Annotated in this window: 25 protein-coding genes; 16 read left to right on the top strand and 9 right to left on the bottom strand. The window is 65.7% G+C overall.

The genetic code is table 11. The features are described from left to right. Positions 1-303: 303 nt before the first annotated feature. Positions 304-1,080 carry an enoyl-CoA hydratase gene (locus tag F7R11_RS25530; protein ID WP_064805305.1) on the bottom strand — a complete coding sequence of 259 codons (777 nt, stop codon included), beginning with the start codon at positions 1,078-1,080 and terminating at the stop codon, positions 304-306. Between the two features lie 83 nt (positions 1,081-1,163). Between F7R11_RS25530 and paaG the strand changes: the two genes are divergently transcribed. The 3 genes from paaG to paaK all read left to right on the top strand — a co-directional run bounded on the left by paaG (position 1,164) and on the right by paaK (position 3,821). Further along, a complete protein-coding gene (paaG, locus tag F7R11_RS25525; protein ID WP_064805307.1) occupies positions 1,164-1,952 on the top strand; it encodes a 2-(1,2-epoxy-1,2-dihydrophenyl)acetyl-CoA isomerase PaaG in 789 nt (262 codons plus the stop codon). A gap of 11 nt (positions 1,953-1,963) precedes the next feature. After that, positions 1,964-2,431 carry a hydroxyphenylacetyl-CoA thioesterase PaaI gene (gene paaI / locus F7R11_RS25520; RefSeq protein WP_231973241.1) on the top strand — a complete coding sequence of 156 codons (468 nt, stop codon included), beginning with the start codon at positions 1,964-1,966 and terminating at the stop codon, positions 2,429-2,431. 85 nt (positions 2,432-2,516) lie between these two features. Further along, a complete protein-coding gene (paaK, locus tag F7R11_RS25515) occupies positions 2,517-3,821 on the top strand; it encodes a phenylacetate--CoA ligase PaaK (RefSeq protein ID WP_064805312.1) in 1,305 nt (434 codons plus the stop codon). A 9-nt stretch (positions 3,822-3,830) separates the two neighbouring features. Here paaK and mltA read toward each other — a convergent pair whose 3' ends face one another. After that, positions 3,831-4,973: a murein transglycosylase A gene (gene mltA, locus F7R11_RS25510; RefSeq protein ID WP_064805315.1), complete on the bottom strand. Its 1,143-nt coding sequence runs from the start codon at positions 4,971-4,973 to the stop codon at positions 3,831-3,833. Positions 4,974-5,045: 72 nt separating this feature from the next. Here mltA and F7R11_RS25505 point away from each other — a divergent pair, with 72 nt between their 5' ends. Beyond that, a complete protein-coding gene (locus tag F7R11_RS25505; protein WP_064806451.1) occupies positions 5,046-5,279 on the top strand; it encodes a hypothetical protein in 234 nt (77 codons plus the stop codon). Between the two features lie 7 nt (positions 5,280-5,286). Here the strand turns inward: F7R11_RS25505 and apaG are convergent, their stop codons facing one another. Continuing rightward, positions 5,287-5,661: a Co2+/Mg2+ efflux protein ApaG gene (gene apaG, locus F7R11_RS25500; protein ID WP_021197406.1), complete on the bottom strand. Its 375-nt coding sequence runs from the start codon at positions 5,659-5,661 to the stop codon at positions 5,287-5,289. A 142-nt stretch (positions 5,662-5,803) separates the two neighbouring features. Here apaG and rpe point away from each other — a divergent pair, with 142 nt between their 5' ends. The 9 genes from rpe to F7R11_RS25455 all read left to right on the top strand — a co-directional run bounded on the left by rpe (position 5,804) and on the right by F7R11_RS25455 (position 13,518). After that, positions 5,804-6,529, top strand: a complete 726-nt coding sequence (gene rpe, locus F7R11_RS25495; RefSeq protein ID WP_064805317.1) for a ribulose-phosphate 3-epimerase — start codon at positions 5,804-5,806, stop codon at positions 6,527-6,529. Further along, positions 6,529-7,257: a phosphoglycolate phosphatase gene (locus F7R11_RS25490; RefSeq protein ID WP_064805319.1), complete on the top strand. Its 729-nt coding sequence runs from the start codon at positions 6,529-6,531 to the stop codon at positions 7,255-7,257. Before rpe ends, F7R11_RS25490 begins: the two co-directional genes overlap by 1 nt. 358 nt (positions 7,258-7,615) lie before the next feature. Then, positions 7,616-9,151: an anthranilate synthase component I gene (trpE, locus tag F7R11_RS25485; protein ID WP_064805321.1), complete on the top strand. Its 1,536-nt coding sequence runs from the start codon at positions 7,616-7,618 to the stop codon at positions 9,149-9,151. 17 nt (positions 9,152-9,168) lie between these two features. Then, positions 9,169-9,738 (top strand): aminodeoxychorismate/anthranilate synthase component II, encoded by a 570-nt coding sequence (locus F7R11_RS25480; RefSeq protein ID WP_039598864.1) that lies wholly within the window; start codon positions 9,169-9,171, stop codon positions 9,736-9,738. Beyond that, the gene (locus tag F7R11_RS25475; RefSeq protein ID WP_064805325.1) at positions 9,738-10,172 is read left to right on the top strand and encodes a lysozyme inhibitor LprI family protein; all 435 of its coding nucleotides are present in this window, start codon (positions 9,738-9,740) and stop codon (positions 10,170-10,172) included. Before F7R11_RS25480 ends, F7R11_RS25475 begins: the two co-directional genes overlap by 1 nt. A 13-nt stretch (positions 10,173-10,185) precedes the next feature. After that, positions 10,186-11,223 carry an anthranilate phosphoribosyltransferase gene (trpD, locus tag F7R11_RS25470; protein ID WP_064805328.1) on the top strand — a complete coding sequence of 346 codons (1,038 nt, stop codon included), beginning with the start codon at positions 10,186-10,188 and terminating at the stop codon, positions 11,221-11,223. 25 nt (positions 11,224-11,248) lie between these two features. Continuing rightward, positions 11,249-12,052 carry an indole-3-glycerol phosphate synthase TrpC gene (trpC, locus tag F7R11_RS25465; RefSeq protein ID WP_021197413.1) on the top strand — a complete coding sequence of 268 codons (804 nt, stop codon included), beginning with the start codon at positions 11,249-11,251 and terminating at the stop codon, positions 12,050-12,052. 3 nt (positions 12,053-12,055) lie between these two features. Continuing rightward, positions 12,056-12,724, top strand: a complete 669-nt coding sequence (locus F7R11_RS25460) for a CYTH domain-containing protein (RefSeq protein ID WP_064805330.1) — start codon at positions 12,056-12,058, stop codon at positions 12,722-12,724. Further along, positions 12,721-13,518 (top strand): uracil-DNA glycosylase, encoded by a 798-nt coding sequence (locus F7R11_RS25455; RefSeq protein WP_064805332.1) that lies wholly within the window; start codon positions 12,721-12,723, stop codon positions 13,516-13,518. The genes F7R11_RS25460 and F7R11_RS25455 overlap by 4 nt, the downstream gene beginning before the upstream one ends. A 260-nt stretch (positions 13,519-13,778) precedes the next feature. Here the strand turns inward: F7R11_RS25455 and F7R11_RS25450 are convergent, their stop codons facing one another. From F7R11_RS25450 to F7R11_RS25430, 5 genes are all read right to left on the bottom strand, one after another. Further along, positions 13,779-15,995, bottom strand: coding sequence for an FUSC family protein (locus F7R11_RS25450; RefSeq protein ID WP_064805334.1), 2,217 nt, complete (start codon positions 15,993-15,995; stop codon positions 13,779-13,781). 12 nt (positions 15,996-16,007) lie between these two features. Next, positions 16,008-17,897: a M61 family metallopeptidase gene (locus F7R11_RS25445; protein ID WP_064806452.1), complete on the bottom strand. Its 1,890-nt coding sequence runs from the start codon at positions 17,895-17,897 to the stop codon at positions 16,008-16,010. Positions 17,898-17,965: 68 nt separating this feature from the next. Continuing rightward, entirely contained in the window at positions 17,966-18,982 is a 1,017-nt protein-coding gene (gene acuI / locus F7R11_RS25440) for an acrylyl-CoA reductase (NADPH) (protein ID WP_064805337.1), read from the bottom strand. A gap of 85 nt (positions 18,983-19,067) precedes the next feature. Further along, the gene (locus F7R11_RS25435) at positions 19,068-19,823 is read right to left on the bottom strand and encodes a DsbC family protein (RefSeq protein WP_021197419.1); all 756 of its coding nucleotides are present in this window, start codon (positions 19,821-19,823) and stop codon (positions 19,068-19,070) included. Between the two features lie 48 nt (positions 19,824-19,871). Next, entirely contained in the window at positions 19,872-21,167 is a 1,296-nt protein-coding gene (locus F7R11_RS25430; protein WP_064805339.1) for a UbiH/UbiF family hydroxylase, read from the bottom strand. 367 nt (positions 21,168-21,534) lie between these two features. Between F7R11_RS25430 and F7R11_RS25425 the strand changes: the two genes are divergently transcribed. The 3 genes from F7R11_RS25425 to F7R11_RS25415 are packed head-to-tail and all read left to right on the top strand — an operon-like array spanning position 21,535 to position 22,794. Continuing rightward, positions 21,535-21,939, top strand: coding sequence for a hypothetical protein (locus tag F7R11_RS25425; RefSeq protein ID WP_031330165.1), 405 nt, complete (start codon positions 21,535-21,537; stop codon positions 21,937-21,939). Between the two features lie 10 nt (positions 21,940-21,949). After that, entirely contained in the window at positions 21,950-22,297 is a 348-nt protein-coding gene (locus F7R11_RS25420) for a hypothetical protein (protein WP_064805341.1), read from the top strand. Between the two features lie 29 nt (positions 22,298-22,326). Then, positions 22,327-22,794: a lytic transglycosylase domain-containing protein gene (locus tag F7R11_RS25415; protein ID WP_064805343.1), complete on the top strand. Its 468-nt coding sequence runs from the start codon at positions 22,327-22,329 to the stop codon at positions 22,792-22,794. A 23-nt stretch (positions 22,795-22,817) separates the two neighbouring features. Here the strand turns inward: F7R11_RS25415 and F7R11_RS25410 are convergent, their stop codons facing one another. Further along, positions 22,818-23,195, bottom strand: a complete 378-nt coding sequence (locus F7R11_RS25410; protein ID WP_021197424.1) for a flagellar protein FliT — start codon at positions 23,193-23,195, stop codon at positions 22,818-22,820. Positions 23,196-23,301: the final 106 nt, after the last annotated feature.

The following is a 23,301-nucleotide window of genomic DNA, read 5'->3' as shown; positions in this document are numbered from 1 at the left end:
ACACCATCCGATCACCACTACCAATCGGCCGGAAACCCGCACCACCACTACTTCTCCACCGCCTTAACCACCCCGCCGTCGCTTTCGTTTCGGCGCTGTCGTTTGCAGCGAGGGGCGAACTATAGGCGGGTTCCTGGAGGTTGGCAACACCTTTGTCGTGACGGATTGATGACGAACCGATGAAGAATCACCGCCAGCCCAGTCTGCGCCTACGATTGCCGGCCAAAAGCAGCTGCAAAATGACCCGAAGGATACCCGAGATGATTACTCGGGTATTCCCTGAATCACTCCGCCAGCACCCTCTTATTGATGCTTGAACGCCGGCGCACGCTTCTCCAGGAAGGCGCGCATGCCTTCTTTCTGGTCTTCAGTGGCGAAAGTGGCGTGGAAGAGCCGCCGTTCCAGGTGCACGCCGTCGGAGAGCGAGGTCTCGTAGGCGGCGTTGATCGACTCCTTGATCATCATGACCGTTGGCAGCGAGAAGCTGGCGATGGTCTCGGCGGCCTGGATGGCTTCGTCGAGCAGCTTGTCGGCGGGGATGATGCGCGAGACCAAGCCCGCGCGCTCGGCTTCTTCGGCGCCCATCATGCGGGCGGTCAGGCAGAGGTCCATGGCCTTGGCCTTGGAGACGGCGCGCGGCAGGCGCTGGGTGCCACCGGCACCGGGCATGGTGCCGAGCTTGACTTCGGGCTGGCCGAACTTGGCGGTATCTGCGGCGAGGATGATGTCGCACATCATGGCCAGTTCGCAGCCGCCACCCAGCGCGTAGCCCGCCACGGCGGCGATCACCGGCTTGCGGATGCGGCGGATGGTCTCCCAGTTGCGGGTGATGTATTCGTTCTTATAGACGGTAGCGAAGTCGTAGTCGGCCATGGCGCCGATGTCGGCCCCGGCGGCGAACGCCTTCTCGCTGCCGGTGATGACGATGGCGCCAATGCTGGCGTCAGCATCGAAGGCGAGCAGCGCAGCGCCCAGCTCATCCATGAGCGCATCGTTCAGCGCGTTCAGCGCCTTGGGGCGATTCAGCGTAACAAGACCAACACGACCGCGCGTTTCGACCAGAATGTTTTCGTAGGACATGGAAGCTCCAGTTGGAATGGATGTAATATTAGCCGACCAACCGGTCGGTTAATCAATGAACCGATGACCGAGGAGGAGACAAGATGACGAGCCCCACCATTCTGCTCGACTGGCATGACCGCGTGGCCACCATCACGCTGAACCGGCCCGACCAGCTCAACAGCTTCACGGCCGGTATGCACCGGGAATTGCGCGAGGCGCTGGATAAGGTGGAGCGCCAGCACGCGCGGGCGCTGATCCTGACTGGCGCCGGACGCGGCTTCTGTGCGGGGCAGGATCTTGCCGAACTCAATGTCACGCCGGGGCAGATGACCGATCTGGGCGCGCTCATCGACGAGCAATTCAATCCGCTGGTACGCCGGCTGCGTGCGCTGCCGTTGCCCGTCATTGCCGCGGTGAACGGCGTCGCGGCCGGTGCGGGCGCCAACCTGGCGCTGGCGTGCGACATCGTGATGGCGGCGGAAAGCGCCTGCTTCCTGCAGGCGTTTGTGAAGATCGGCCTGCTGCCGGATTCGGGCGGCACGTGGTTCCTGCCGCAGCGCATCGGCGTGGCACGGGCGATGGGGCTGGCGATGCTGGGCGAGAAGCTCGACGCCAAGACCGCGCTGTCCTGGGGGCTGATCTGGGGCGTCTATCACGATGCCAAGATTCTGATGACCGAGGTGTCGGCGATGGCCGATCACTTGTCCAGGCAGCCGACTCGGGCGCTGGCCGCCATCAAGCGCGCGATGCACACGGCGCCCACGCAATCGCTCGACGCTCAACTGGATCTGGAGCGCGACCTGCAGCGCGAGCTGGGCAACTCCCACGACTATGCCGAGGGCGTGAATGCCTTCCTCCACAAACGCCCTGCCCACTTCACTGGCGAATAAAGGACAAAGGGATCAGCGTGACCGAGATTGCCCTCCAGGATGCGCAGGCGCTGGCCGAAGCCGCCTGCAAGAACATGTATGACGCCGACGCCTGCACTCGCTGGCTCGGCATGCGCATCGAGGCGGTCGGCCCCGGCTACGCGCGCCTGTCCATGACCGTGCGGCCCGAGTTCCTCAACGGGCACCGCACGTGTCATGGCGGGCTGATCTTCACGCTGGCCGATTCGGCCTTTGCGTTTGCCTGCAATAGCCACAACCACAACACGGTGGCGGCTGGCTGCAGCGTCGAATTCCTGCGCCCGGCGCACGGCGGCGATGTGCTGACCGCTGAGGCGACCGAGCAGGTCCTGTCCGGCCGACACGGCGTGTATGACGTGCGCGTGTCCAACCAGGCCGGCGAGGTGGTCGCCATGTTCCGCGGCAAATCTGCGCAGATTCGCGGCCACGTCATTCCCGTCCCAGATAACACCGAACAGTAAGCACCGATTGCCCTCTATATAGAGCCCCCTGATTGCGCCACCACAAGAGGACGCCGCACGACGGCATCCCAAGGAGACATGCCGCATGCGCCCCCGCTCGACCGACCTGCCGCTCGACCCCATCGAGACCGCCAGCCGTGACGCCATCCAGGCGCTGCAGCTCGACCGGCTGAAGCACAGCCTAGCCCACGCGTACGAGAACGTGCCGGCGTACCGGGCCAAGTTTGATGCGGCGGGCGTGCATCCATCGGAGGTGCAGTCGCTGGCCGACCTGGCGAAGTTTCCCTTCACGACCAAAGCGGATTTACGCGACAACTACCCGTTCGGGATGTTTGCGGTGCCGCAGGATCGGATTGCGCGCATCCACGCCTCGTCGGGGACGACGGGCAAACCCACCGTGGTCGGCTACACGCTGGCAGATATCGACACCTGGGCCGGGCTGGTGGCGCGCTCGATTCGTGCGGCAGGGGCGCGACGCGGCGATAAGGTCCACGTGAGCTACGGCTATGGCCTCTTCACAGGTGGCCTGGGCGCGCACTACGGCGTCGAGCGCGCGGGGCTCACCGCCATCCCCTTCGGCGGCGGGCAAACCGAGCGGCAGGTGCAGCTCATCCGCGATTTCCAGCCGCAGATCATCATGGTGACGCCCAGCTACATGCTGGCGATAGCGGACGAGTTCGAACGGCAAGGCATGGACCCGGCCGCGTCGAGCCTGCAGATCGGCATCTTCGGCGCGGAGCCGTGGACGCCCGAGATGCGCGCGGCCATTGAGGCGCGCATGGGGCTGTCGGCTGTGGATATCTATGGCCTATCGGAAGTGATGGGCCCCGGCGTCGCCAGCGAATGCGCCGAAACCAAAGACGGCCCGACCATCTGGGAAGACCATTTCTACCCCGAGATCATCGACCCGAACACCGGTGAGGTGCTGCCCGACGGCGAATTCGGCGAACTGGTGTTCACGTCGCTGACCAAGGAAGCGATGCCGGTGGTGCGCTACCGCACGCGCGACCTGACGCGCCTGCTGCCGGGCACCGCGCGCCCGGGCTTCCGCCGCATGGAAAAAATCACCGGCCGCTGCGACGACATGATGATCGTGCGCGGCGTGAACGTGTTCCCCTCGCAAATCGAAGAGTTGATCCTGAAACACGCAGCGCTGTCACCGCACTATCAATGCGTGCTCGCCAAGGAAGGGCCTCTGGATACGTTGACGGTACGAGTGGAAGCTGCGCTGGGCGCCTCGGCGGACGTTGCCAAATCGGCAAGCAGCCAGTTGGCGCACGACATCAAATCGCTGATCGGCGTGACGGCCACGATTGAGATTCTGGCGACCGGCGGGATCGAGCGCTCGGTCGGCAAGGCGCGCCGCGTGGTGGACTTGCGGCGCGGATAACGCTCGCGATTAGCGGGTGGCGACGCCGACGCTACCGCCCTTCGGCACCAGCACCCACAGCCGGCCGGCTTGCTTCATGCGCCCGGCCAGATCGCCGGCGGCATCGCCGTGGCCAAAGTAGTAGTCGGCACGCACGGCACCGCGGATGGCGGAGCCCACGTCCTGAGCAAACACCAGCTTCTGGATCGGCTCGGTCGACAGCGGCTTGGTGGTCGACAGGAACACCGGCGATCCGAGCGGGATGAACGTCGGGTCCACCGCAATCGAGCGCTCGTCCGTGAGCGGCACGCCCAGCTTGCCGATGGGGCCGCCGGTGTTGCCCGGGGTTTCTGCAAAGAAGACGTAGCGCGGGTTGATGTTGAGCATCTCTTCAACGCGGCCCGGGTTGGCGCGCGCCCACGCCTTGATGCCCTGCATGGTCGCCTGCACGGGGGTGATCTCCCCTTGATCGAGCAGCCAGCGCGCAAACGAGCGGAACGGCTGGTTGTTGGTGCCACCCACGCCTAGGCGCATGATGCCGCCCTCTTCCAGCTGGACCTGGCCCGAGCCCTGGATCTGCAGGAACGCCGCCTCGACCGGATCATCCACCCACACGACTTCCTGCCCCTGTAGCGCGGGGCTGCGGATCAACTGCGCGCGCGCCGGCAATGTCTTGCCGCGCCACGCGGCGGGCATGCGATACAGCGGCGTCTGATAGATACCGTGGCGGGTGCGCGAACCGCGCAGCAACGGCTCGTAGTAACCGGTGACCAGGCCGCTGTCCGTGCCGTCGTCCTTCACCACGCGATACGGCGTGAAGTTCTCTTCAAAGAAGACGCGCATGGCGATTGGATCGCCGGCGTCGACCATCAGGCCGGCGGCACACACGCGTGCCCACTCGGCGCGGCGCTTCATGGCCTGGCAGTTCGATTGCAGTGCAGGCCACGCGGAGGCGAGATCGTCCGTCGTCCAGCCCGTCACGTCGGCCCAGTTGGCCTGGTCCAGATGACCACCGAGCGTGCCGGTAGGCGGCTGCGGCGTTTCGACGCGCGGCGGCGGACCGCTGGTGCACGCTGCGAGCAAAACGGCGACCAGCGCAGTGGCCAGCCCGGCCCATCCGCGTCGGTGTGCCGTACGGACCGGCGTCAATGCATCCAAGGTTGCTGCTGTCATGCCTGTTTCATCCTGTCCGGTGAGGTGAGGGGCTTGGCTACAATGCCGGCACCCACGCTTTTTGCCTCGACCATGAGCGAATTCTTTGAAAACCATCCGATGATGCTGTTCGGCCTGGAGGCCGGCGTGGCGCTGTTCCTGCTGATCTTCATCGTGATCTGGACCATGTCCGGCGCCAAGAAGCATCCGCGTCCGCTGCGTGCACCGTCCGATCACCCGTCGCGCCAAGGCGACGCCGCCAAAGCCTCAGAATCGACCAACGCCGCGCCCAAAGATTCGCAGCCGGCCAAGCCTGACGCTTCCTGATCGCGGATCAGTGCAGCATGCGCGGCATCACCAACGCAAACTCGGGGATCGGCGCCTCGAAGCGGTGACCGTCTTCGGCCACGCAGAAGTATTCGCCGCGCATCGTACCCACGGGCGTCTTGATGGTCGCCCAACTCGTGTATTCGAAGGATTCGCCCGGCGGCAGCAGCGGCTGATGGCCGACCACGCCCAGGCCGCTGACTTCCTGTACCTGATCATCGGCATCCGTAATCACCCAATGACGCGAGATCAGTTGGCTCGGCACATCGCCGGTATTGCGGATGGTGATGGTGTAGGCAAACGCGTAGTTGCCTTGTTCCGGCTCGGATTGCTCCGACAGATAGCGCGCCCGGACCTGGACGGTGAGTTCGTAGCTCGGCATGACGATCCACTATAAGAATGGCGCCCATTGTGCGGCATGGCTGTGGCAGCGGCAAGGCGCGGCGAGTCCGTCGATCAGGTGGCTGATCCGGCTAAAATAGCGGTCTTCTTCGCGCATCCGTGCGTCTTACCCGTCTCCCATCATGTCCGCAGCCATCGATCCGTCCGGTTTCCGCATCGCTCCCTCCATCCTGTCCGCCGACTTTGCCCGCCTGGGCGAAGAAGTGCGCCGCGTGCTCGAATCGGGCGCCGACTGGATCCACTTCGATGTGATGGACAACCACTATGTGCCGAACCTGACCGTCGGCCCGCTGGTGTGCGAGGCCATCCGCCCGCACGCGATGAAGGACGGCAAGCCGGTGCCGATCGACGTGCACCTGATGGTGAGCCCGGTCGATCGCATCATTCCCGACTTCGCCAAGGCCGGCGCCGATCTGATCACCTTCCACCCGGAAGCCTCCGAGCACATCGACCGGTCGCTGGCGCTGATCCGCGACAACGGCTGCAAGGCCGGCCTGGTGTTCAACCCGGCCACGCCGCTGCACTACCTGGACCATGTGATGGATCGCCTGGACATGGTGCTGATCATGTCGGTCAACCCGGGCTTTGGCGGCCAATCGTTCATTCCGGAAGCGCTGAACAAGCTGCGCCTCGTGCGCCAGAAGCTGGATGCGTACCAGGAAAAGACCGGCCGCAAGATCCTGCTGGAGATCGACGGCGGCGTGAAGGCCGACAACATCGCTGAGATTGCCAAGGCAGGCGCGGACACCTTCGTCGCCGGTTCGGCCGTGTTCGGCAAGCCGGATGCGGACGGCGGCTACCGCGGCACCGTGGGCGCGCTGCGCCAAGCCCTGGCCAGCCTGTCGTGATGTCGGGCACCCTGCCGAGCGGCCCCGTCCGCGCCGTCATCATCGACCTGGACGGGACGATGGTCGACACGGCGGGCGACTTCCACGCCGCCATCAACGCGATGCTGGAAGCGCTCGGCGCCGCGCCGGACATGCCGATCGACGAAGTCGTCAGCTACGTCGGCAAGGGCTCGGAGAACCTCGTGCGGCGCGTGCTCGACGCGCGCCTGCCGCCCGCCCAGGCCAACAGCCGCTTCGCCGAAGCGCTGGACGCCTACCAACGCGCCTACATCGCCATCAACGGCCAGCACGTAAACGTCTATGACGGCGTGCGCGAAGGGCTGGCGGCGTTGCGCGACATGGGCCTCGCCCTGGCGTGCGTGACGAACAAGCCACACGATTTCACGCAACCGCTGCTGGCGCAGCTTGGTTTGGACACGTATTTCGACCTCGTCTACCCGGGCGATGCTTTCCCGTATCGCAAGCCTGATCCGTACCCCATGCTGCGGGTGGCAGAGGCGTTTGGCGTGAATCCGGCTGAAGTTGTGGCGATTGGCGACTCTGAAAACGACGCCCGAGCGGCCCGCGCCGCCGGCATGCGTGTGCTGGCCGTGCCGTATGGCTACAACCACGGCCAGCCTATACAGCACGCGGGAGCCGATGCTATAGTCGACACACTTTTTGCGGCAGCGCAGCTGATTCAGCCCTACGCTGAGCCACACAACGCAACATCTGCCGCTTCCAACTGACGATCCATGTTCCTGAATCGCAAACGCATCTTCGCTCGTGGTGACCGGGGGGCCTGGCCCTGGCGACCCTGGCACGCCCTCGCTCGGGCGTAAGCGTTTGCACGGCTGCTGATCGTTCTTCCCCGGGTTTCGGCGCGTTCTGCCTAAACCACCTCTGTATCTCCTGCCCCAAACGCTGACCGCCCGCCGGTCTTCCGTGGCCCTTAGCTTGCGGATGACCTCTGCGGGACCGCACGGTTTTTCGCGTTCCCATCCCTGATGTTCTGCTAACGTTCCGACGGCGCAATCACGTTTGCCGTGGAGCGAACGCATGCCGGTAAGCGCACCCCCGCCTGCCGGCGAATCGACCTGACCGCTCATGACCGAACTCGAATTCAAATCGCTGGCCGACCAGGGCTACAACCGCATCCCGCTGATTGCCGAGGCACTGGCCGATCTGGAGACGCCGCTTTCGCTGTACCTGAAGCTGGCGCAATCACACGACCGTGGCACGAACACCTTCCTGCTGGAATCGGTGGTGGGCGGCGAGCGCTTCGGGCGCTACTCGTTTATCGGCCTGCATGCGCACACGCTGCTGCGCGTGAGGGGCAACCACACCGAAGTCGTGACCGACGGCAAGGTCGTCGAGACGCACGAGGGCAACCCGCTGGACTTCATCGCCGCGTTCGAGCGCCGCCAGAAAGTGGCGCTGCGCCCGGGCCTGCCGCGTTTCTGTGGCGGCCTGGCCGGTTACTTCGGCTACGACGCCGTGCGCTTCATCGAGCCGCGCCTGGCTGAAACCGCCCCGCCCGACGACCTGCAACTGCCCGATATCCAGCTCATGCTGTGCGAAGAGCTGGCCGTGATCGACAACCTGTCGGGCAAGCTCTACCTGATCGTCTACGCCGATCCGTCCAAGCCCGAGGCCTACTCGCGCGCCAAGCAACGCCTGCGCGCACTGCGTACCAAGCTGCATCAGCCGGTGGATGTGCCGGTGACGTCCGCCTCGGTGCGCACAGACACCATCCGCGAGTTCGACAAGGCCGATTACATCAGCGCCGTGCTCAAGGCCAAGGAGTACATCGCCGCCGGCGACATGATGCAGGTGCAGGTCGGCCAGCGCCTGGTCAAGCCATTCCGCGATGCGCCGCTCTCGCTGTACCGCGCGCTGCGTTCGCTGAACCCGTCGCCGTACATGTACTTCTACAACTTCGGCGACATGCAGATCGTCGGAGCCTCGCCCGAGATCCTGGTGCGGCAAGAAGAACGCCGCGTGCCCGCCAGCGCGAATGGGGAAGGCAACGGCGCCGACGAATCCGCCCGCATCGTCACGATCCGCCCGCTGGCCGGCACCCGCCCACGCGGCAGCACGCCCGAGCGCGATGCTGAACTGGCCACCGAGCTGCTCAACGATCCGAAGGAGATCGCCGAGCACGTCATGCTGATCGACCTGGCACGCAACGACATCGGCCGCATTGCCGAGATCGGCTCGGTCAAGGTGACGGATCAGATGGTCATCGAAAAGTATTCGCACGTGCAGCACATCGTCAGCTCGGTCGAGGGCCGCCTGAAGCCCGGCATGACCAACATGGACGTGCTGCGCGCGACCTTCCCCGCCGGCACGCTGTCGGGCGCGCCCAAGGTGCGCGCGATGGAGATCATCGACGAGCTGGAGCCCGTCAAGCGCGGCATCTACGGCGGCGCGGTGGGCTACCTCTCGTTCTCGGGCGAGATGGACCTGGCGATCGCCATCCGCACCGGCATCATCAAGGACGGCAACCTGTACGTGCAGGCTGCGGCCGGCGTGGTAGCCGATTCGGACCCGGATGCCGAATGGAGGGAAACCGAACACAAGGCCCGCGCCGTGCTGCGCGCCGCCGAGCAAGTGCAAGACGGCCTCGACGCCGATTTCTGAGAGGGAAGGAGACCACCATGCTGTTGATGCTCGATAACTACGACTCCTTCACCTACAACATCGTCCAATACTTCGGTGAGCTGGGTCAGGATGTCCGCACGGTTCGCAACGATGAGATCACGATCGAAGAGATTGAGAAGCTCAACCCGGAACGCATCTGCCTGTCGCCCGGGCCGTGCACGCCCACAGAAGCCGGCATCCTCGTCCCCGCGCTCAAGCACTTTGCGGGGCGCGTGCCCATCCTGGGTGTGTGCCTGGGGCACCAGGCGATTGCCGATGCGTTCGGCGGGCGCGTGATCCGCGCGCAGAAGGTGATGCACGGCAAGGTCGACACCATTGAGAACACCGGCGTGGGCGTGTTCGCCAACCTGCCGCGCCATTTCAAGGTGACGCGCTACCACTCGCTGGCGATCGAGCGCGAAACGCTGCCCGATTGCCTCGAAGTGACCGCCTGGACGGCAGACGGCGAAATCATGGGTGTGCGCCACAAGACGCTGCCCGTGGAAGGCGTGCAGTTCCACCCGGAATCGATCCTGTCGGAACACGGCCACGCGCTGCTCGGCAACTTCCTGAAGGAACGCGTCTGATGCGCCGCGCGTGCGCGGTCGTGCTGGTGACTGTGACAGCGATGATGGCAAGCCTGCCGGCGATGGCCGGTACGCTGGAAGCCTGTCGTGCCGCCCAACCCGAAGCCGGCAATGTCGCCCAATGCGTGCAGACCGCGCGCACGGCGGCGCAGGCTGAACTAGCCTGGGCGGAGTCAACGCGCCGCAACGCATTGCGTGCCCGCATCACCGCCAACGCGGGAACGGACAAGGGCGCCGCCATGGCCTTCGACCGCACCGTGCGCGCACACCAACTCTATCGGCAGGCCGAATGTGACCTGCGCCGCCGCCTGGCCCGCAACACGCCCGATGCCGACCTGGCTGAAGGCGCGTGCGAGGCCGACCTCTTGCGCGAGCGCATCGGCGCCCTGCGTGAAGCGGGGCCAGCGACCCCGGCCCCGGCGGCACCCAACTGAATACGGAACAACCATGCCCATCACTCCGCAAGAAGCGCTCATCCGCTGTATCGAGCACCGCGAAATTTTCCACGACGAAATGCTGCACCTGATGCGGATGATCATGCGCGGCGAGATGTCGCCCGTGATGGCAGCTGCGCTCACCATGGGGCTGCGCGTCAAGAAAGAGACCATCGGCGAAATCGCCGCCGCTGCCACCGTCATGCGCGAGTTCGCCACCAAGGTTGAGGTGCCGGCGGAGGTGTCGAATCACTTTGTCGATATCGTCGGCACGGGCGGCGACGGTGCCAACACGTTCAACATCTCGACGGCGTCGATGTTCGTGGCCGCAGCGGCGGGCGCGCGTATCGCCAAGCACGGTGGCCGCGGCGTCAGCTCCAAGTCGGGCAGCGCCGATGTGCTGGAAGCGCTGGGCGTGAACATCATGCTCACGCCCGAGCAGGTGGCCGAATCGATCGAGACGGCGGGCATCGGCTTCATGTTTGCGCCCAACCACCACCCGGCCATGAAGAACGTCGCCCCGATCCGCAAGGAGCTGGGTGTGCGCACGATCTTCAACATCCTGGGGCCGCTCACTAACCCGGCCGGCGCGCCAAATATCCTGATGGGCGTGTTCCACCCGGATCTGGTCGGCATTCAGGTGCGCGTGATGCAGCGCCTGGGCGCAAAGCACGCCGTGGTGGTCTACGGCAAAGACGGCATGGACGAGGTGTCGCTCGGTGCCGCCACGCTGGTCGGCGAACTGAAGGACGGCGTGGTGACCGAGTATGAAATCCACCCGGAAGACTTCGGCCTGCAGATGGTTTCCAACCGCAGCCTGAAGGTGGCCGACGCGGAAGAGTCCAAAACGATGCTGATCGAAGCGCTGGAAAACAAGCCGGGCACACCGCGCGAGATCGTCTCGCTGAATGCGGGCGCAGCACTGTATGCGGCCAACATCGCCGGCTCCATTGAGGACGGCATGAAGCTGGCACGCGAAGCCATCGCTTCGGGCGCAGCGCGCGCCAAGCTCGATGAACTCGTGCGCGTCACCAACCAGTTCAAAGCCTAAGCCCGCTGACGTTACCCTTTAAGTCATGTCCGACATCCTGCAGAAAATCCTGGCCGTGAAGGCCGAAGAAGTGGCCGCCGCGCGCAAGCATCGCGACCTCGCCAGCGTGCGCGCTGAAGCCGAAGCCAACCGCACTGACAGCACCCTCGGCCCCCGCGGCTTTGCCCAGGCCGTGCGCGACAAGATCGCCGCCGGCCACGCCGCCGTCATCGCCGAGGTAAAGAAGGCCTCGCCGTCCAAGGGCGTGCTGCGCCCCAACTTCAAGCCCGCCGACATCGCCCGCAGCTATGCGGAGCATGGCGCCGCGTGCCTGTCCGTCCTGACCGACGAGCAGTTCTTCCAGGGCCACGCCGATTACCTGCGCGAAGCCCGCTCCGCCTGCACGCTGCCCGTGCTGCGCAAAGACTTCATGGTCGACCTGTACCAGGTGTACGAAGCGCGCTCGTGGGGCGCGGACTGCATCCTGCTGATCGTCGCCGCGCTGGACCAGGGCCTGATGGTCGAACTCGAAGCCTGCGCGCTCGAACTCGGCCTGGACGTGCTGGTGGAAGTGCACGACGGCCACGAACTGGACCGCGCGCTGCGCCTGCAAACGCCGCTGGTGGGCGTGAACAACCGCAACCTGCGCACGTTCGAAACCTCGCTCGACACCACGATCGGCCTGCTCAAGCACATGCCGGACGACCGCATCGTCGTCACCGAATCGGGCATCCTCGTGCAGGACGACGTGCGCAAGATGCGCGCGGCGGCCGTCAACGCCTTCCTCGTCGGCGAAGCCTTCATGCGTGCCGATGATCCGGGCGCCGAACTGGCCCGCCTCTTTGCTTGACCGATGGCCCGTGAAATTGAATTGAAGCTGGCCGTACCGGCCGGCGCGCACGACGCGCTGGTCGGCTGGCTGAATGCGCACGCCCAGGCAGCGGGCTCGGTGGAATTGGCCAACGTCTACTACGACACGCCCGATCAAGCCCTGGCACGCAACCGCGCCGCGCTGCGCGTGCGTCGACATGGCAATCAGTGGTTGCAGACGCTCAAAACCGCAGCAGTGAGTACGGCCGGCTTGAGCGCGCGCCACGAGTGGGAAGTGCCGCTGCAAAGCGATGTACTGTCGGTTGACGCCTTCGTCGCCCACAACGCCACCGAGGCCGCCGACTACGTGCGTCCGCACGCCGCCGCACTCGCCCCGCTGTTCCGCACCGACTTCACGCGCCGCCTCTGGCACGCGACCGTTGATGGGGCCGACGACGGCGAGATCGAGATCGCGCTGGATGCCGGTGCCATCCTCATCCCCGGCACCGATGCGCGCGAGCCCATCGACGAGCTGGAACTGGAGTGGAAACCGGCCACCGGCAGCACACTCAGCGAAGACGCGATCGCCGTGCGCCTGCACGGCTGGACGCAGACGCTACGCGCCGCCGTGCCGGACTTGGCACCGCTCGACATCAGCAAGGCGCAGCGCGGCTATCAACTGCGCGCGAACGCCGCCGGAGGCCAAGCATGAAGCGTCGCGCCGATCCTGCCCAAAGCGCCCTCTTCGACGAACCGGCTGCACATCCGGAAACCCCCACCGGTAAGTTCATCCCGCTCGCCGCGCAGTTCGATGCGCTGCCTGCGGACTGGAAGACCCTGCTCACGCCCTGCATCGCGCAGACCAATTGGCCAGAGTTGTGCGCCTTCGTCGATGGCGAACGCGCGGCGGGCAAGCCGATCTTCCCGACCGATGTGTTCCGTGCGCTGCACCTGACGTCAGTTGACGATGTGCGCGTGGTGATCCTCGGCCAGGACCCGTATCACGGCACGGGCACCGTGGATGGCCGCGAGATTCCGCAGGCGCATGGGCTGGCGTTCTCGGTGCCGGCCGGCGTGCGCGTGCCGCCGAGCCTGCGCAATATCTACAAGGAAATCGAAGCCGAATTCGGCCAGAAGCTGCCGAGCGCGTCGGGCAATCTCGAAGGTTGGTCGCAGCAAGGTGTGCTGCTGCTCAACACGGTGCTCACCGTCGAGCAGGGCCAAGCCGCCAGCCATGCCAAGCGCGGCTGGGAACGCATCACCGATTGCCTGTTGGAGCATCTGGCACGCGTTGGTCACAAGCGTGTGTTCATGCTGTGGGGTAGCCACGCACAGGCCAAGCGGGCGCTGTTGCCTGAGGGGCATCTCGTGCTGGAGGCGCCGCACCCGTCGCCGCTATCGGCGCATCGCGGGTTCTTGGGGTGCGGGCATTTCAAGACGGCCAATGCGTGGCTCGCGGCGCAGAGCCAGCCGGCGATCGACTGGTTGCGGCCGCAGGCTGATTGAGTTCGCGCGGACCTCAAACCTGCGGACTTGCGCGCCCAACGTCCGATGCCGGACGCCTGACCTCCGACATCGGACCTCAAACCCTCGAGTACACACCTTTGAGGTGCAAAGCCGGACCTGCCGACCTCCTGCGTTGCAGCTTAGAAGTCCAACGTTGGACCTCTGAGGTCCGGCACCGGACCTTTTACCTCCGGCAACGGAGGTCTTCGCGTGCACCGGCGGACCGTTGACGTCCGACGCCGGATCTTCAGGCTCCGGCCCTAGTCCCGCGACACCCGCAGCGCCCGCCCCAACGCTCCACACCGCAGCGCAATCTTCGCGGTATCCGCCCGCAGCGCTTGCAGGCGCCGCTCCAGCAGGTGCATGGCGGAGAGCGAATCCGACTCCGTGGCCGCCTCGACCATGCGCGCGCGCGCGGCCTGATCGGCAAAATCCGCCGCGCCCAACTCCTGCGTATCACGTGGGCGCACGCCCCAGCCGCCTTCGTGCACCGCCTGATCGAAACGCTCCTTGGCGCGCGTGAGGCTTTCGAGCGCGGATTCGACGGTCTGCTCGACCAGCGCCCGTGTCTCGGCTTCGTCCAACTCCTGCGTACGCTGGCGGACCAGAATGCGCACCGCCGCCACGTGCGCGGCCACCAGGTAGTTCTGCACGATGAAGCGGTTCAGGTTATCCACAGCACGGTGGCGGCTCTTGGGCTCGTCGAGCATGCGCGCAAAGGCGGAGATCAACCCGGTGAGCGCTTCCATGTACTGCTTACGCTGCACGCGATAGGCGAAATCGTCTTTGAGTGTGCCGAGCAGCAGGTCGCGCGCGGCTTCGATAAAGCGCCGGTTGGTACGCAGCACGTCGTCCACCAGCTTGGGCAGGTTGCGGTACTCCCACGCGGGCAGCACGTAGCTGAAGGCGGTGGCGATGGCCGCGCCGATCAGCGTATCGACCAGCCGCTCACCGATGGCGCCCTTGCTGCCCGGCAGCAGCAGGTTGATCTGGATGAGCACCTGCACGCACGCGGCAATGGCCGTGTAGCGGTATTTGATGGTGACGAACGCGGCGCTGGCGGCGGTGGACAGGTACAGCACGCCCATCAGGATCCACGTCGAATGCGTGAACCGCAGAATCACCGCCGCGATCACGCAGCCGATGAGCGTGCCGAGCACCCGGTCGAAGTTGCGCTGGCGCGTCATGCTGAAGGTCGGCTTGAGGATCACGACGATGGTCAGCAAGACCCAGTAGCCGTGCGACGAATACGGCAGGTGGTCGGCAATCCACAACCCGGCGGCCACCGCCATCGAAATGCGCAGCGCAAAGCGCAGCACCGGCGAGCGCCACGTCAGTTCTTCCAGCACCAGCCGCAGTTCGTACTTCTGGCGCGTCAGGAACGGGGTCATGTCCGGGCGCAGCAGCACCTTGGACAACTCCACCGGCGTGGCCGTGGCGGCGTGCAACTGTGCCATCAGGCGGATCGCGCCGCGCACGGTGGCAATCGACTCTTCCAGCGCGGCGATGGCCTCGATTGGGATGCCGTGGTGACCGTGCTGCACGTCGTCGAACGCGGCATCGATGGCAGCCATCTCCTGCTCGTACGACATCGGCGTGGGCGATGGCCGGTCGCGGCCCACGGCGTAGGCAACACCTTCGATGTCCTGGCGCAGGCGCTCGATGATCCCGTGCAGCAGGCGCAGGATCTCGGCGTCGGCCAGATACTGGCGCAGCAACGGGTAATCGGTGTTGGACGACAGCAGGTACTCGTAGATGTCGAGCATCCGCATGTGGATCTGCACGAGGCGCCCGTCGCTGGCCGTGCGGTTGTCGCGGAAGACGAAGTCGCGAGCCACCTGCTGCTTGTCGGCCACCGAAATCTGCTGGCGCACGAGCAAGTTGAACTGCTCGTCGAAATCCTTGGAGGCATCGTAGAAGCCGGCCTTGCGTTCGACATACACGGCCAGCTCATACAGGCACTCGGCCAGCACCTGTTCCTTGATGCGGCGCCGCTGGCCCCACGCCACCGCCATCGCAAAGGCCATGTAGCCCATAGCACCGAGGAAGAACTGCGCGGTGTGCTCCACCGCCTCGCGAAAAGCGAACTCCTCGGTAAAGGTGAGCGTCATGACGAACAGCGCCGCAAACTGCAGCGGCATCGTCTTGTTGCCGTACGCCACCATCATGCCGGCCAGGAAGGTGACCAGCACGATCACCACCGGCAAGATCGAATACGGCGTCGCCACCGCCACGATGAAGGTGATGGCCGTGGTGAGCAGCACGCACGCCATCATCTCGTTGAACTTGTGCCGCAGCGGGCTGGGCAAGTCCATGAGGCTGGTACACAGCGCACCGATCGACACCACCATCGCGCCCTGCAAATCCATCACCAGCAGCGCGAGCAGCGTCAGGCCGATCACGCCGGTGGCGGTACGGATGCCGCGCGATACGTAGTGGCTGTAGAGGAAGGTGCGTGGATCGTGGGCGTAGTCCATCGGCTGCGCGGATCAGGCGGCCGACTTGCCGCGTACGGCGCGCGTATCACGCACAACTTTGCGGCCGGCGGCGCGCTTGCCCAGCCATGCCGAGCGCAGCGGCGACGGGTCGGACGCCAGCGCCAGCGTGAACTGCGGTGTGGTGTCGGTGGCGAGCGTCACGTCCAGCGCCATCAGCTCGTCACGGCGGAACACGTGCACGGACACCGTATCGCCAGCGCGATGACGCGCCAGGGTCTTGTCGAGCTGGCCGGCCGGCACGCGCAGGCCGTCCACGGCAACGATCAGGTCGCCAGCGGACAAGCCGGCACGCTGCGCCGGGCTGCCGTCGAACACCTGCTGCAACTTGACGAAGCCGTTCTCGGCGCCGGACTTGGCGCCCAGGGCGAGCGCCGTCTCGGCCGCCTTGCGCGTCGCGCTCACACCCATCGCCTTGAACAACGCGGGCAGCGGCGGATCATCACGCCCTTCGGTCAGCTGGCGCGCCAGCGTGCGCAGGCGCAGGCCAGTGACTTCTTCCATCAGAGCGATCAGCCCCGCTTCGGTCACGCCGCGCTGCGTGTGGTCGGCGGCGTAGAAGTCGCGGCCGTAGGTGACCCACAGGGCACGCATCACGTCGTCGAGCGAACGGTCGCCGTCGGTCTGCGTGCGAATCGTGAGGTCCAGCGCCAGCGCCACCAGCGAGCCCTTGGTGTAGTAGCTGACGATGGCGTTGGGGGCGTTCTCGTCCTGGCGGTAGTACTTCGTCCACGCGTCGAACGAGCTTTCGGCCACGCTCTGCTTCAGGCGCCCGCTGCCGCGCAGCACGCCATTCCACGTCTTGGCGAGCATCTCCAGATACTGCGCTTCGGAGATCAAACCCGAGCGCACCAGCATCAGATCGTCGTAGTAACTGGTGAAGCCTTCGAACAGCCACAGCAGCGGCGTGTGCACCTCGCGGTCGAGCGCGTACGGCACGAACGTGGCCGGCTTGATGCGCTTGACGTTCCAGGTGTGGAAATACTCGTGGCTGACGAGGCCGAGGAAGGTGCGGTAGCCCTCGGTGGTCTCGTCGCGGCCGGTCACGGGCAAATCGCCGCGCGCGCACATCAGCGCGGTACTGGCGCGGTGCTCCAGGCCGCCGTAGCCGTCGGTCGTCACCATCGTCATGAAGACGTAGCGGCGGTTGCTATCCAGGAATGGCGCGGTGGCCGTCTGCGGCTCGAACAGGCGGATCTGCGCTTCGCAGATGCGCTTGAAGTCGCGGGCGATGCGTTCCAGATCGAGGTTCGGCACGCGGCCGGTGAAGACGGCGTCATGCTGCGCGCCGCAGGCCTCGAACGAGACCAGCTCGAACGTGCCCATCTCGACGGGGTGGTCGATCAGCTCGTCGTAGTTGGCGGCTTCGTACCAGCCGAACCCGTAGCGCTTGGCGCCAGCCTTGCCCTGGATGCGGCCGGTGGCTTCACGCAGCGCGGTGGCGACGCGCCAGCTACGGTAGGCGTCGCCAGCCGGTGGTTGGATATCGACCAGGCAGCGCTGGTCGTCGGCGCCTTCCACACGCAGGAAGACCGACGTGCCGTTGAAGAAGCCGTGCGTGGCGTCCAGATGCGCGGCCCGCACTGACAGATCCCACGCATAGACGTCATACGACACCGTCAGCGGCCCGCTGCAGGGCGTGGCCCACCAGGTGTCCTTGTCGACCTTGGTCAGACGTACGGGCTTGTTGTCGCCCGATAGGCCAGACGACGCCTCAATGCGCACGATGTTGCGCGCAAACTCCCGGATCATGTAGCTGCCCGGAATCCACGCCGGCAGCGAGAAACGCTGCCCCTGTGGATCCGGCGAATCGACCGTGACGGTGACGGTGAAAACATGCGCCTCGGGCGCGGCGGGGGCGATGGTGTAGCGGATCGGCTTCATGGCGGACATTGTAGCGTTGCCGTCCCTTGCTGCCGATGCCGAAATCGTCCGGAAACCAGTCTGTCAGCCTAACGGTTGACGTCCACAACCACGCGTCCGCGCATCTTGCCGGCCATGATGTCGTGCGCTGCATCAATGGCCTCCGACAGCGTCACCTCCCGCGTGATGGCGGCCAGGCGATCGGGCAGCAGGTCAGTGGCCAGGCGCTGCCATGCCGTCTGGCGCAGCGCACGCGGCGCCATCACGCTGTCGATGCCGCACAGCGTCACGCCGCGCAGGATGAACGGGGCGACCGTCGCCGGGAAATCCATCCCCTGCGCCAGCCCGCAGGCGGTGACCACGCCACCGTAACGCACCTGGGCGCAGGCATTGACCAGCGTGTGCGACCCCACCGAATCGACCACCGCCGCCCAGCGCTCCTTCTGCAGCGGCTTGCCGGGCGCGGACAGCTCCGCGCGGTCGATCACATCCGTGGCGCCCAGCGCTTGCAGAAAGTCGGCCTCGCTCGTCTTGCCGGTGGAGGCCACCACGCGGTAGCCCAGCTTGCCCAGCAGTGCGATAGCGATCGAGCCCACACCGCCAGAGGCGCCTGTCACCAGCACCTCGCCGTCGCCCGGTTTTACGCCGGCACGCTCCAGCGCCAACACCGACAGCATCGCCGTGTAACCCGCCGTGCCGATCGCCATAGCCTGCCGCGCATCGAGCCCCGTGGGCAGTGCGACCAGCCAGTCACCTGACAGGCGTGCGCGCTGCGCGAGGCAGCCCCAGTGCGCCTCGCCGACACCCCAGCCGTTGAGGATGACGGCATCGCCCGCTTTCCAATCCGGGTGCGAGGAATCGAGCACCACGCCCGCACCGTCAATGCCAGCCACCATCGGCCACTTGCGCACAACGGGGCCGCGACCGGTGATGGCCAGGCCGTCCTTGTAATTGATCGTCGACCAGTCCACGCGGATCAGCACGTCACCCGCGGTCACGTCGCTGGCCAGCGCTTCGGGCGTAGACAATGCCGCGTCCTCCAGGTCAACGATATGGGCCAGCGGCCCGCCATCCTGCTTTTCCAGCATCAGCGCGCGAAACGACATGAAGGTCTCCGATCGGGTTGTGATTGTTGTGACGTGAGTGCCCAAAGAAAAAGCGCCGGAAGAACCGGCGCTTTCATGGGGTGGCTTACGACTTCTTGAGCGCGGCGAACTTGCGCTCCAGCGTGGCCGCATCGATCAGGCCCGGGGCCCGCGAGCCGTCGGGGAAGATGATGGCCGGCGTGCCGGTCACGTTGAGCGACTGGCCGAGCTTCAGGTTGGCTTCCAGCGGCGTGTCGCAGGTGCCGGCGCCGGACGGGGCGGTCTTGGCGGTCATCCAGTCGCGCCAGGCCTTGGCCCGGTCAGCCGAGCACCAGATCTGCTTGGACTTGGTGTTCGAGTCTTCCGACAGGATCGGGAACAGGAAGGTGTAGACCGTGATGTTGTCGACCTGCGTGAGCATCTGCTCCAGCTTGTGGCAGTACGGGCAGTTCGGGTCGGAGAACACGGCGATCTTGCGTGCGCCGTTGCCCTTGACCCACTTCACGGCACGGTCCAGCGGCAGGTCGGACCACTTGATGCGGTTCAGCTCGGCCAGGCGCTCTTGCGTGAGGTTGGTGGCGGTCTGCGTGTCGAGCAGGTCGCCGTTCAGGACGTAGCGGCCGGTGGCATCGGTATAGACGACCTGGCTGCCGAGGTTGATCTCGTACAGGCCGGCCAGCGGCGACTTGGCAACGCTCTTGATCTCCACGTTGGAGCCCAGGGCCTTCTGCACGGTGGCCTTGACCTTGTCCAGTGCGGGCTCGGCGGCGCCCGCAGCCCCTGTCGTCAGCAGGTAACCCGCGCCAATAGCAGCCACAGTGACCGCCGAGGCGATGGCCGCCACCCGAATACGAAACGACATAAAAGCTCCAGAAACCCCGAGAAATCGCAAACTCGCGCTGATACTGCCTCAGCCCAGCGCGTGCTTGATCAATAAGCGTTTGATAAATGGCGTCATCCCCACCAGCGCCAAGCCCGCATTGCGTACCGTGCGGGGCAGTGCGCCCGGCAGGGCGAACAGCTTGTGCAGACCATCCGTGGCGGCCGTGAGCGAGAGCAGGTCTTCGCGGCGGGCACGCTCGTAACGGCGCAACAACCTCAGATCGCCATGATCGCGCATGGTTTCACGTTCCGCCATCACCTTGCCAATTTCTGCGACATCCCGCAGACCCAGGTTCATGCCCTGCCCGGCCAGCGGATGAATCACATGGGCCGCATCGCCCACCAGCGCCACGCGCGGCGCAACCACCCGGCTGGCGTGCTGCAGGATCAGCGGAAAGCCCTGCGCGGGCGTGATGTTCGACAGGCGCCCGAAGCGGGCGGCGATGGCGCCACCTGCGGCGGCCTCCACAGCGCGGCAAAGCGCATCCGGCGACAGGGCGAGCAGTTCACGCGCGTGGTTCTCGTCGGCGGACCACACCATCGAGACGCGGCGATCAGGCAACGGCAGCATCGCGAGGATCTCGCCGCGTGCGGGGGTGGCGTCGTCGGCTGCGGCAGCCTGCTCGGCGGAGGTGCCGAGAAACCACTGCCACGCGGTGTCCTGATGCCAGTGCTCGGCCTGGAAGTTGGCGACCACGCCCAACTGGCGATACGGCTTCGCTTCGGCCTGGATGCCGGCCTGCTCGCGCACCCACGAGTGTTTGCCGTCAGCACCGATCACGCATTCCGCGCGGATCACCTGCCCATCGGCCAGCGTGAGGCGCACAGCGTCGGCTTCCATTGCAAAACCGGTGGCGGCATGCGGGAAGGTCTGCACGGTGTGGGCAAAGCGCAGCGCGGTTTCCAGTGCGCGCTCGACCAGCGACGATTCGGCAATCCACGCCAGTTGTGGCGCGCCGGCCGCATAGGCAGAGAAATGCAGATCGGAATGGCTGTGCTCGCCACGCGCGGCGGCGGCGTCGCCGAAGATGCGCATGTCGTGCACTGGCTGCACCCGCGTCATGTCGAGCGCGGGCCAGATGCGCAACTGTTCCAGCAACGCCTGCGAACTGGACGAGAACGCGTAGACGCGGGCGTCCCAGGCATCGGGCCCGGTAGGCGCGGGCGACGGCGCGGGCGGCGCAACGAGCGCCACACGCAAGCCGATCTGCGCAAGCCGCAGCGCGCACGCGCGCCCGACGATACCGCCGCCAACCACCGCCAGATGGTAGGCCGGTGCCTCCTTGGAAGCCGCCTTGGGAGAGGAAAACGCGGGTGTATTCATGGTGCGCCGATTATAGCGGCGGGGGCCGGCGCGACTTTGCCGCCGCGCAAATGTGTCACGGCAGGCACGCAACGCTGAAATGGGGTCGGTCGGTGTTTACGCCTAAGCAGGTGCCGAGGTGCGTCTGAATCACTTATGAGGATTGCGACGCGGGGTGCATTTTTTCTGCCACCCGAAGTGCCCCCAGCACCCCAAAAGTGGTCACGTCTTGGCATGTCCGCCAATCCGCAATGTGACGCCATTTCCACCTGAAAAACAGCGCTCAAGTCATCGCCCGGGATGGACGATAAAAGCCGGGCAATTCGACGTTTTGACGTGCGCGACCCGCCGATAGAGTGCGGGTCCGATCCATGGATTCCTGATCGCCATGTGGACTCTCTCCCATATGACACCGTTGCCCAGGCTGATTGCCGGTGCCGCATTGCTGGCGCTGGTTGGCTGCGCACAGTTGCAGACGCAGACGCACACAACGGCCACGCCCAACGCCCGCACCGCACCGGCAGGCGAGGTCATGAGCTTCACCATCCCGCCCGATGCACTGGGTGCGCATGACCCGCAACTGACCGCCGTGCTGACCAAGGCCGGCGCGCTGGCTGCCGCGCAGAAGCGCCCGGCGACGATCCAGGTTGCTGCGCTGGCGCAGGATTTCCGCTACCTGAACCAGGCGCTGTGGAATGGTGTGCCTGCGCAGCGTGCCAGTTACGTCCACCTGGAAAACCTGACCGTCAACGCCAGCCAGCCGTATGGCGTGACGATCCGCACGCAGGATTAAGAGGAATGTCATGCGTATGACCCATCTACTCTTTCCACTGACCGTCGGCCTGCTGGCCGTGCCGGCATCCGCATTCGCCGCACCGCCCGATTCTTTGATGCCGGCAACGGCGGCGGCCGCGGCGGCTGACAAGGTCTATCCGCCCCTGCCCTCGCTGGCGATGCTGCCGCCAGGCGGTGGTGGTGGTAGCGAAATCGAGCCTGCGCCCGCTGCGCGCACACGTGGCAGCAGGCGCAAGGCCACTTTCGTCCAGGTGCGCAAGGCAGCCGAGCCGGTGCCGCGCATGGTGGTGTCGGAGGCGACGCACACGTATCTGGCCGGCATCGAGCACCAGCTCGAAGCCGCCCTGCAGAAGTAACCAACCAACGACCGCACGCCGGAGCCGTCATGCCCGCCACCCACACCCTTCGCTTGATCTGTGGCCGACTTGGTGCAGCGCTTCTACTGGCGCTCTCGAGCTTTGCCGTCCATGCAGCAGGCGATTGCTTCGAGCAGGCCGGCGCCTACCAGGGCGTCAACCCGACGGTGCTACGCGCGATCGTGTGGTTTGAATCGAAGGGCGACGCGAATGCCGTGCACCGCAACGCCGACGGCTCGGTCGACATCGGCCAGGCGCAGATCAACTCGATTCATTTCAGTACGTTGGCGCGCTACGGGGTGCCGCGCCACGCGCTGACCGATGCCTGCGTCAACGTGTTTGTGGCGGCCTGGCTGCTCAAGCAAAAGATGGTTCGCCACGGAAACACGTGGCGTGCGATTGGCGCGTACCACTCCGAAACACCGGCGCAACGCGATTCCTACGCACGCAGCATCCAGCGTGTGCTGGTGTCGTGGGGGGAGTTGCAGCCCCGCTGATCGGCTAGCTGCCGATCGTCTTCTTAGTAGTAAGAGACGGTGGCGTACGCCTGACGTGCGCCGATCGAGCGGCGTTCACCGCTGACCAGGCGCATCAGCTCATCCTGGCGCGGGCAGACCAGCGCACGCACGCGGGCGTCGTTGGCCAGAATGCGCATCATCAGGTCGCGCTTGCGTTGCAGTTCTTCGCGCGACAAGGCCGGGCGCTGGGCGTGGCCCAGGCGTTCCATGTAGACCGCGCATTCGCGCTCCAGCGCGCTCACGCCGTCCCAATCGCCCATCTCGGCCGCCACGACCATCTCTGCGGACAGGGTGGCGATCGCCTCATAGCTGGCGAACAGGCTGTCGTTGCTGGCGACCACGTGGGTCGGGCGGGCGGCGGTGGTAACGGTCCAGGACATGCTGTGCTCCCCATTCAGATTTGTTGTTTGGAGTACGACATTGCAATAGGCATGCCCGGTCCGGGTGGCACCGGTTTTTGCTGGGCCAAAATTGGCCAAAAGCCTT

It is taken from the genome of Ralstonia insidiosa, assembly GCF_008801405.1.
GTDB lineage: Bacteria > Pseudomonadota > Gammaproteobacteria > Burkholderiales > Burkholderiaceae > Ralstonia > Ralstonia insidiosa.
The sequence above is the reverse complement of the archived record's forward strand: the minus strand, read 5'-3'. Positions and strand labels throughout refer to the sequence as shown.